Below are 8,806 nucleotides of genomic sequence, written 5' to 3'. Positions count from 1 at the left end.
GGGAACGCCGCACCGACATCCACCACGGCTTCCTCGCCCTCGCCTGCGGACTCATCACCTGGCGCCGACTCCTATCCCGAATACGTTAGGAGCACTAAGCGCGACTGGACCCACCCCGGCTCCGGGCAGCACGAGAGCTGCCAGCGGAAAAAAGAAGAGCAGGGGCGGGCTACGCCCTCAAAGACAGCGGCCCTGGTCAACCTGCCTTACGGCGACACCTTCGCATTCCGGCCTCCTGCCAGCACGGACCATCTTCGCAGCTCAAAGACATGATCCAAAAGGGCTCGATTCACCCTAAATAACAAGCATGAGAAGCGCTTTCACCTGGATAAACTGCGCGCTTTCTTGCTATGATTGTTTCGTTAGGCAGCCAGGAAGACCAAACCTGGCAGACTTTCACAGTAGGGGTTTATATCATGCGTATTTCTGGCGTTCTTCCTGTTCCGTACTTGCTTTCTGCGGTGTCGGAATGCTTGGACAACCGCGACTACCACGGCGCGGTGGAGTTGTTCGCCTCGCTGCGCCCGTCCGATCGGGAGCTTGCCGCGCTGCTGGAGTGCGCGCGGACGCTGCAGCGCCCGACCCGGGTCGCGCGGCCCAGGTTCGAAGCATTGGCCGAGCGCGCCGCCGCTCACGGTGACGTGCGGGCGGTCGTCGAGGCGTGCGCACCAGCCGAGTGGGACCAGCACCGCCCCGCCGCCACCGCGCAACCCGCCGAGCAACGCGCGCCGCACTGGTCCGAGGACACCCGCCATGAAGCGCCGCGAGACCTGGCGACCCGGCGGGTGCTGCGACGGCTGCCCGCCCAGCGCGCCGAAGCACGCGCCGCCGAACGCGCGCACAACCTGGCGGAGGCCTACGCCGCAACCCGGCTCAACGTCGACGACGACACGCCTTCCCAACCAGTACAAGGCGAAGCCGTCTCGATCCGGCCGGACTCGCCGACGGTCTACGCCTCCGGCCTGGACTACGACGACGCGGCCAAGCACCCCGCACGCGGCCGGTGCCTGGCCTGCAACGTGGAACCGTCCGAATGCGACCGCCGCCAGCGGGACGGGTTGTGCGAGGACTGCCGGGAACGCGGCCGCCCCGGACTGGACGTGCTGCCGGTGAACGCCTCCCGCGCCGACCGCATCCGCGCCGTGTGCGCCTACCGGCTCGCCCACGACCCGCACCCGCGACGCGCGCTGCGCGCCGAGTGGTCCCGGTACTCCCGCGACGACGACCGCCGCATCGTCGAAGACTGGGTCAGCCGCAACCTCCCGACCGCGCCCGTGGTGGCGCTGCCCGCCCAGCGCCGCGCCGCCAACACCCGCCGCTACCGGGTCCGCGCCGCCGCGTGACCACGCCGGGGGTGCCCTCGCCACCGCCGAGGGCACCCCCGCAACGCACCAGACCACCACCGCACGCGCCCCAACCGCACCCCACACCGACCGGCCCACGCCCCTCCACCGCGCCGCGCCCGCGCCCGCCCGGCCCTGCCAGCCCGGCTCGCGCCGGCCGCGCCGCTCGGCCACAGCACCTCTTGCACTCGGAGTGCTCCCAGGTGCTGAATCGATTGCGGTCACTCGGGAATCGCGAGCGGGACCGCGAGCATGAAGTGCACCGCTTCGTCGTCGACAACGCCCGCGCAGGTGCCGCCATGATGGGAATTCGCAAGATCACGCCGGGAGGTCACGAGTACCTCGTCGGCCGGGTCGCGTGCGGCGACCGCGACATGGACGTCGGCGAAACCCTCGCGGACTACTACTTCCGGCACGGCTACCCACCCGGGCAGTGGTTCGGATCAGGCGCCGCCACACTCGGCATGACCGGTGAAGTCCAAGCCGCGCAGATGCAAGCGCTGTTCGGCGAAGGCAGACACCCCGACGCCGACGGCATCGAAACCCGGCTGCTGGCGGCAGGAACGAACCCGCAGGACGCACTGCAGGCCACCAAACTCGGCAACCGGTTCCCCCGCTTCGGCGGAATCGACGACCTGCGCACCATGATCCGCGAGGCGTACGCGGCCTACAACCGGGTCCGCGGCCGCGAACCCGGCGCGCCCATCAGCGAAGCCGACCGGGCACGCATCCGCCACGACGTGCAAGTACGGGCCTTCACCGAAGCCCACGGCGCCCCGCCCGCCGACAACACCGAATTCGAGGCGTGGCGGGCGGAACAACGGCGGCTGCTCAAGAACGCGACCGCCGGCTACGAGCTGGTGTTCGCACCGCCCAAATCGGTCAGCGTCGCATGGGGCCTGGGCGATGCGGCCACGCGTGAACGCATCGTCGACGCGCACCGGCAAGCGGTGCGCGACGCGCTCGGCTACCTCGAACGCAACGCGGCGTTCACGCGCAAAGGCGCAGGCGGTATCGCGCAGCACGACACCCGCGGGATCGCGGCGACTCTGTTCGAGCACTGGGATTCCCGCGCAGCCGACCCGCACCTGCACACCCACGCGCCGGTCAGCGCCAAAGTCCAGTCCGCTGTGGACGGTAAGTGGACGTCGGTGGACGGACGCACGTTGCTGGCCGCGGCGGTGACGCTCAGCGAGTTCTACAACTCCCGGATCCGCGACCTGATGCGCGAACAGGGTGCGCAGTTCAGCACGCGCCCGCACCACGGCATCGACCTCAAACGCCCGGTGTGGGAACTCGACGGAATCGACTCGGAACTGCTGGAAGGGTTCTCCCGGCGCGCCGCCGCGGTCGAGCGGGAACGGGCCCGCGGCATCGTCGCCTTCCGCCGCGAACACGGACGAGAACCGAACTCGAAGCAGCTGCTGGAGATCGGGCGCCGAGCCCAGTACGCCACCCGGCAGGCCAAGCCCGCCGAGTCGCTCCCCCTCGCCCAGCACGTCGCGCGGTGGCGCCGGGAAGCCACAGCGACCGCGGGCGCGGCAGCGGTCTCCCGCATCGGCGAGCGGGTGTTCGGAGCGCGCCCGGCGCCAGTGGAGGAACGTTCGTTGGAAGAGCTGGCGGTGGCGACGTTGACGACCGTCTCCGAGCACTACAGCCACTTCAACCGGTGGAACCTGCTCGCCGAAGCACACCGCCAATCAGCGGGTGCGCACGTCCGCGCCGACGAACGCGAAGACCTCGTCGACCGGATCGTCGACGCCGTCCTCGCCGCACCGGACACGGTCGCGCTGCAGGCGCCGTCGCTGGTGGACGAGCCGGATTCGCTGCGCCGCGCCAGCGGGGAGAGCGTGTTCACCGAGCACGGCGCCGAACGCTTCACCACCCACCAGACGCTGCGCGAAGAAGCAGCACTGGCCGAATGGGGAAGGCGCCGCGACGGCCACCGGCTCACCGCCGACACCGTCGAAGCCGCGCTGTCAGGCGCCACGCTCAACAGCGGCCAGCGAGCCGCGGTGCGGGGCTTCGCCACCTCGGGCCGACGGGTGCAGCTGCTCGTCGCCCCGGCCGGGACCGGCAAGACCACCACCATGAAGGTGTTCGCCGACGCGTGGCGCTCCGCAGGCGGCCAGGTGTACGCCTTCGGCCCCTCGGCGCGCGCCGCGCAGGAACTCGGGCACTCCATCGGCGCCCGCCCGCACACGCTGCACCAGGTCACCACCGCACTGGACCTGGGCAACGCCGAACGCCGGTTCGCCTTCGCCCGCGGCGACGTGCTCATCATCGACGAAGCGGCGATGGCCGGAACCCACACCCTGCACACCGTGGTGAGCTACGCGCTGAGCCGCGGCGCGGACGTGCGCATGGTCGGCGACCACCGCCAGCTCTCCGCCGTCGAAGCAGGCGGCGCCGTGCGGTGGTTCGCCCTGCAGAACGCCGAGAACGTGCTCAAACTCCGCGAAGTGGTGCGGTTCCGCGATCGCGCCCAAGCGCAGGCGTCGCTGCTGCTGCACGCCGCCGACCCGAGCGGGCTGGACTACTACTTCGACCACGACCGGGTGCAGGACGGCTCGCTGGAGACCATGCGCGACGCCGCACACCGGGCATGGCGCACCGACCTGGACGCCGGGCTCCAATCGCTACTGATCGTGCCGAGCAACGACGACGTCGTCGACCTCAACGTGCAAGCCCGCGAACTGCGCCTCGCCCGCGGCGACGTCGACGACGACCGGTCCGTGCGACTGCACGACGGCACCACCGCCGGCGCCGGGGACTGGGTCGTCACCCGGCACAACGACCGGTTGAAAACCCTGTTCCGCGGCACCGACTTCGTCAAGAACGGCGACACCTGGACCGTGCAACGCGTGCACGACAACGGGTCGCTCGTGCTGCGCCACCGAACCACCGGTGGGTCGGTGCGGCTGCCCGCCGAGTACGTGCGCGAACACGTCGAACTCGCCTACGCCGCCACCGTCAACCGCGTGCAGGGCATGACCTCCGAGCACACCGCCCACAGCGTCATCACCCGCGGCACCTCCCGCGAACAGCTCTACACGATGGTCACCCGCGCCCGCGGGCACAACCGGCTGTGGGTCGAAACCCACGAGCACACCCTCGACTCCCACCGCGAAACCCCGCTGGAGCGCACCGCACGCGGAGTCCTCGAGAACGCGCTGCAACGATCCTCGGCGGAAACCTCCGCATCCGAAGAACTCCGGGACTCCCTCGGTGCCGAGGAATCGCTGCGCACCCTCGTCGCCCGCCACACCCACGTCGCCGACCTCGGCCGCGCCGAACGCATCGACGCCGTGCTCACCGAGCACGTCCCCGAACTGCTCGACCTCGACGGCGTCGGAGCGCTTCGCCAGCGACTGCGCAGCGCCGAACACCTCGGCTGGCAGGCCGACCGCCTGGTCCCTGCACTCGCCCGCGGACTCCACGACGCCGACAACCCGGCCGCACTGCTCACCTGGCGCATCCGCGACCTGATCTCCCACCAGCAGCCGCCCGCGCGCACCGCCACACCCACCACCGACCAGACGTCCCGCTGGCGCAGCACCATCGAACGCCACGACCACACCGCCGCACCCGAAGACCCCGAGTGGAACCCGGTGTGGGAACGCGCCGCCGCAGCTGCTGCCGAAGGACTCGACGCCGACGCCGCGATCCGGCGCGCCGCACACGCGCTCAACACCCGACCCGCCACCGACCCGGCACCGGCTTCCACGGTGGCGGCCGAAGTCGTCGCGGCGGCCTGCGCCGAACAACGCGGGCACCGGCCGATTCCCTGGCTTGCCCACGCCGACTTCCGCAACCTCTCCGCCGACGAAGCCGGCTACCTGCACCGGCTCCAAGTGGCCATCACCGACCGCGTGACCGAACTCCAGCAGGCCACCGCCGCCGACCCGCCGCACTGGGCGGCGGGGCTCGGCCCGCGACCGGACGAACCACGAGCAGCCCTGCGCTGGGAGAACCTGCTCGGCCAAGCCACCGCTTACCGCGAGACCTACGGCATCGACTCCACCGACCCGGCACGCCCACTCGGCGAACCACCTGAAGGCCACAACCTGCGCGCCCACGCCTGGCGCCACATCCTCGACCGCTGGACCCCCGAAGCACCGCCCGAAACCGACCGCCGCGACCCCAACGACCGGCTGCGCGCGGAGTTCGGCGAACCCCTCATGGCCACGCTCACCACAACCGACCCCGCACGCACCGAAGAACCACTCTCCGACACCGTGCACCGTCACGAACACCTCGTGCGCTCCTTGCTCGACCAGGCCGCCCGTGAAGCGCTGGCCCGCCACGCCCCGACCGCGCTCGGCGCCCCGGCCGAAGAAGCACTGCTGCGCACCCTCCGCGACGCCATCCGCGAAGGCTGGCAACCACACCGCCTGCTCCCCCGGCTCAACGAACTCGACCACGCCCGCGACCCCGCAGCCCTGCTCGCCTGGCGCATCCACCACCACACCGACGGCCGCCGACCACCTGCGCCCACCGCCGAACCCACCACCGACCAGGTCGAGCACTGGAAAGGCCTGATCCAGCGCACCGAACATCCCGACTGGACCGGCTGGGACACCGTCTGGCGCCACGCCGCAGCCGCTTCCTCAGCCGGCCTCGACACCGACCGCGCGCTCACCGACACCACCCACGCACTCCGGGCACGGACCGAACTCAACCCGCGCGAAGTCGCCCAACGCCTCGTCGACCACCTCGCCGACCAACGCGCCGCCGGACTCGGACACCAACCCGCCCTGCCCTGGATGAGCTCGCTCCCACCCGACATCAACACCGAGCAGCTGCACGAACTTGACCACGCCATCCGCGGACGCCTCACCGAACTCCGCGACACCACCACCGCCAACCCGCCCCGCTGGGCGGCGAACCTCCCACCCCGACCCGACGATCCCCACGCCGCCGAGCAGTGGGCCGAACTCCTCATCCGCACCGCCGCCTACCGCGAAACCTACGGCGTCCGCACCGACCACCCCGACCTACCGCTCGGCCCCCAACCCCACGGCGACGACACCCGCGCCCAGAACTGGCACAACCTCAACCAGGAATGGAGAAAACCCATGAACCCCCAACAACACGACCGCAACCAGCAACGCCTCAACACCCTCCGCGACAACCTCGCCGACACCCACGACGACCGCCGCGACGACCGCCGCGACGACCGAATCGACCACCGCGAACACCTCACCGACGACGAACACACCCGCCGCCAAGCCGAAGAAGAGCAGCAGGACGTGCACAGCTCCCGCAGCGGTGGATTGGGCTACGGGAGCTAGATTCCCCCGCTCGCGAGCGTCCAGAAGACCTACCCGGCCGGGCCCCGGCGCGACCGGTCCGAAAGCAGCCCGGCCTCCACCGAGAAGACTTCCTTCCCATCACCCACACCCACCGGTCCAGCCCGCCGCATGCGCTACGGTCACGCCATGACGCACCTCGAAAACGAACAAACGGCCACCTAAAAGCCCAGTTCGCGAAGGGTGCTCTCCACACGTGTGGAGGTGGTCCGTGAACACCGGCGACGTCGACACCCGCACGTGGGTGCTCTCCACACGTGTGGAGGTGGTCCGGTTGACCTTGGCCAGCGTCCACCTGCCGTTGGGTGCTCTCCACACGTGTGGAGGTGGTCCGACTGGGGAACGGTTTCACGAAGTCTCCCCCAAGTGCTCTCCACACGTGTGGAGGTGGTCCGTACGGGCTGGTCGGCGGACCCTCGATGGACGCGTGCTCTCCACACGTGTGGAGGTGGTCCGATCTCCTTCGGGATCTCCAGAGCCGTCCGGTGGTGCTCTCCACACGTGTGGAGGTGGTCCCGGCGGCGCTGATCCGCGTGCCAGAATTCGGCCGTGCTCTCCACACGTGTGGAGGTGGTCCGCGCACGGTCGCCGCCGGTGAGGCCGGGTCGACGGTGCTCTCCACACGTGTGGAGGTGGTCCGTCCTTCTCGTCGGCCTCGGCGAACTGCATCCGGTGCTCTCCACACGTGTGGAGGTGGTCCGCGCTGGGCGATCTCTGGAAACGGGGTTCGCGAGTGCTCTCCACACGTGTGGAGGTGGTCCGCCCCCGCGCCTGTGGCTGCTGGGGGCTTCGTCGTGCTCTCCACACGTGTGGAGGTGGTCCGGACGGGATCAAGATGCTCCATGACGGGGTGTCGTGCTCTCCACGCGTGTGGAGGTGGTCCGTCGTCCGGGACCTGGACCGATGGCGATGAAACGTGCTCTCCACGCGTGTGGAGGTGGTCCGCGGGTATCGGCGGTGTGCTGCTGGCGCTGCTGGTGCTCTCCACGCGTGTGGAGGTGGTCCGCGGGTATCGGCGGTGTGCTGCTGGCGCTGCTGGTGCTCTCCACGCGTGTGGAGGTGGTCCGCTGGACGATTTCACCGCCGATGACGTCTTGAAGTGCTCTCCACGCGTGTGGAGGTGGTCCGCTGGCTCCTGCGGCGGCTCAGCCTTCTCGGGCGTGCTCTCCACGCGTGTGGAGGTGGTCCGTTCGGGAGCAACGACGGCTGGCACGTCACTGCGTGCTCTCCACGCTTGTGGAGGTGGTCCGGTTCCGAGCGCCTAAGTTGTGGGCGGCGTGTTCGCGACGTTGGCCACCTTTCCGACTCGTCGGCACTCGCCTGCAGAGCACATGGAAGTCGACCTGCTCCACCCGCGCCGAACCCGACTACCTACAAGACCCTTCCAGCCATCCCGGGCTGTCGACGTAGATCGACTCACCTCTACGCGTGTGGAGAGCACCACTGCCCGCCGGTGCCGGTGTAGCTGCTGGTCGACTCACCTCCACGCGTGTGCACAGCTGGCCGAAAGCTGAACTGCAGCGGCTGGGCGACTCACCTCCACGCGTGTGGAGAGCACGGGCGTGGCGATCGGCGTCGCCAGCGCCAGGGCCGACTCACCTCCACGCGTGTGGAGAGCACGCCGGTAGCCCCGCCGACGAGCTCTGCGCCGACGACTCACCTCCACGCGTGTGGAGAGCACGCCACGTTGTTAGCGTGGAGGTCAAGGAGACGCGACTCACCTCCACGCGTGTGGAGAGCACAGCTGGGTGACGGTGACCAGGTAGGGCGCTTCCGACTCACCTCCACGCGTGTGGAGAGCACCCTTCGCGACCAGGTGTTTTAGAAGGGCAATTGTTCGTTTTCGCTGCCTTCGGCGTATGCGAGTTCGTGGAAGCCGATGAGCTGCAGTCCTTCGAAGTCCAATACGCTACGGCGTCGCTGTCCTGCAGTGGTGATGGTGTACCGCTGTTCGTTGTCCGCTGGATGAACGCACACGGCCGCTCCATCACCGATGGCGTCGGCTACCTGGTTCCACAGCTCATCGCGTACCCGAGCTGAAATGGAGCCGACGTAGAGGCCTGGTGCCGGCTCGGTAAGCCAGCGCGACAACGAACCGCGCACGTAGTCCGGTACGGCGGTCGTGGAGATGACCACGAGGTTGGGCATCCG

3 protein-coding genes and 1 CRISPR repeat array are annotated in these 8,806 nt (G+C 69.6%); of the genes, 2 read left to right on the top strand and 1 reads right to left on the bottom strand.

Features of this window, described 5'->3' with window-relative positions:
• Positions 1-461: 461 nt before the first annotated feature.
• Together ABZ805_RS19560 and mobF are read left to right on the top strand one after the other, a co-directional pair.
• Complete coding sequence (locus tag ABZ805_RS19560; protein ID WP_358442049.1) at positions 462-1,343, top strand: hypothetical protein; 882 nt, start codon at positions 462-464, stop codon at positions 1,341-1,343.
• Between the two features lie 299 nt (positions 1,344-1,642).
• Entirely contained in the window at positions 1,643-6,637 is a 4,995-nt protein-coding gene (gene mobF, locus ABZ805_RS19555; RefSeq protein ID WP_358442046.1) for a MobF family relaxase, read from the top strand.
• Positions 6,638-6,838: 201 nt separating this feature from the next.
• Positions 6,839-7,905: direct repeats of the CRISPR family, unit length 29 nt; unit sequence GTGCTCTCCACACGTGTGGAGGTGGTCCG.
• A 571-nt stretch (positions 7,906-8,476) separates the two neighbouring features.
• Here mobF and cas2e read toward each other — a convergent pair.
• Entirely contained in the window at positions 8,477-8,803 is a 327-nt protein-coding gene (cas2e, locus tag ABZ805_RS19550) for a type I-E CRISPR-associated endoribonuclease Cas2e (RefSeq protein ID WP_358442043.1), read from the bottom strand.
• Positions 8,804-8,806: the final 3 nt, after the last annotated feature.

The sequence above is a fragment of the Saccharopolyspora sp. NPDC047091 genome, from assembly GCF_040643635.1.
Lineage (GTDB): Bacteria > Actinomycetota > Actinomycetes > Mycobacteriales > Pseudonocardiaceae > Saccharopolyspora_C.
Note: the sequence above shows the minus strand (reverse complement) of the source record. Positions and strands in the feature narration are given on the sequence as shown.

Coding starts and splice junctions, on each gene's coding strand:
- mobF (WP_358442046.1), top strand. CDS start 1,643: ATGATGGGAATTCGCAAGATCACGCCGGGAGGTCACGAGTACCTCGTC.
- cas2e (WP_358442043.1), bottom strand. CDS start 8,803: ATGCCCAACCTCGTGGTCATCTCCACGACCGCCGTACCGGACTACGTG.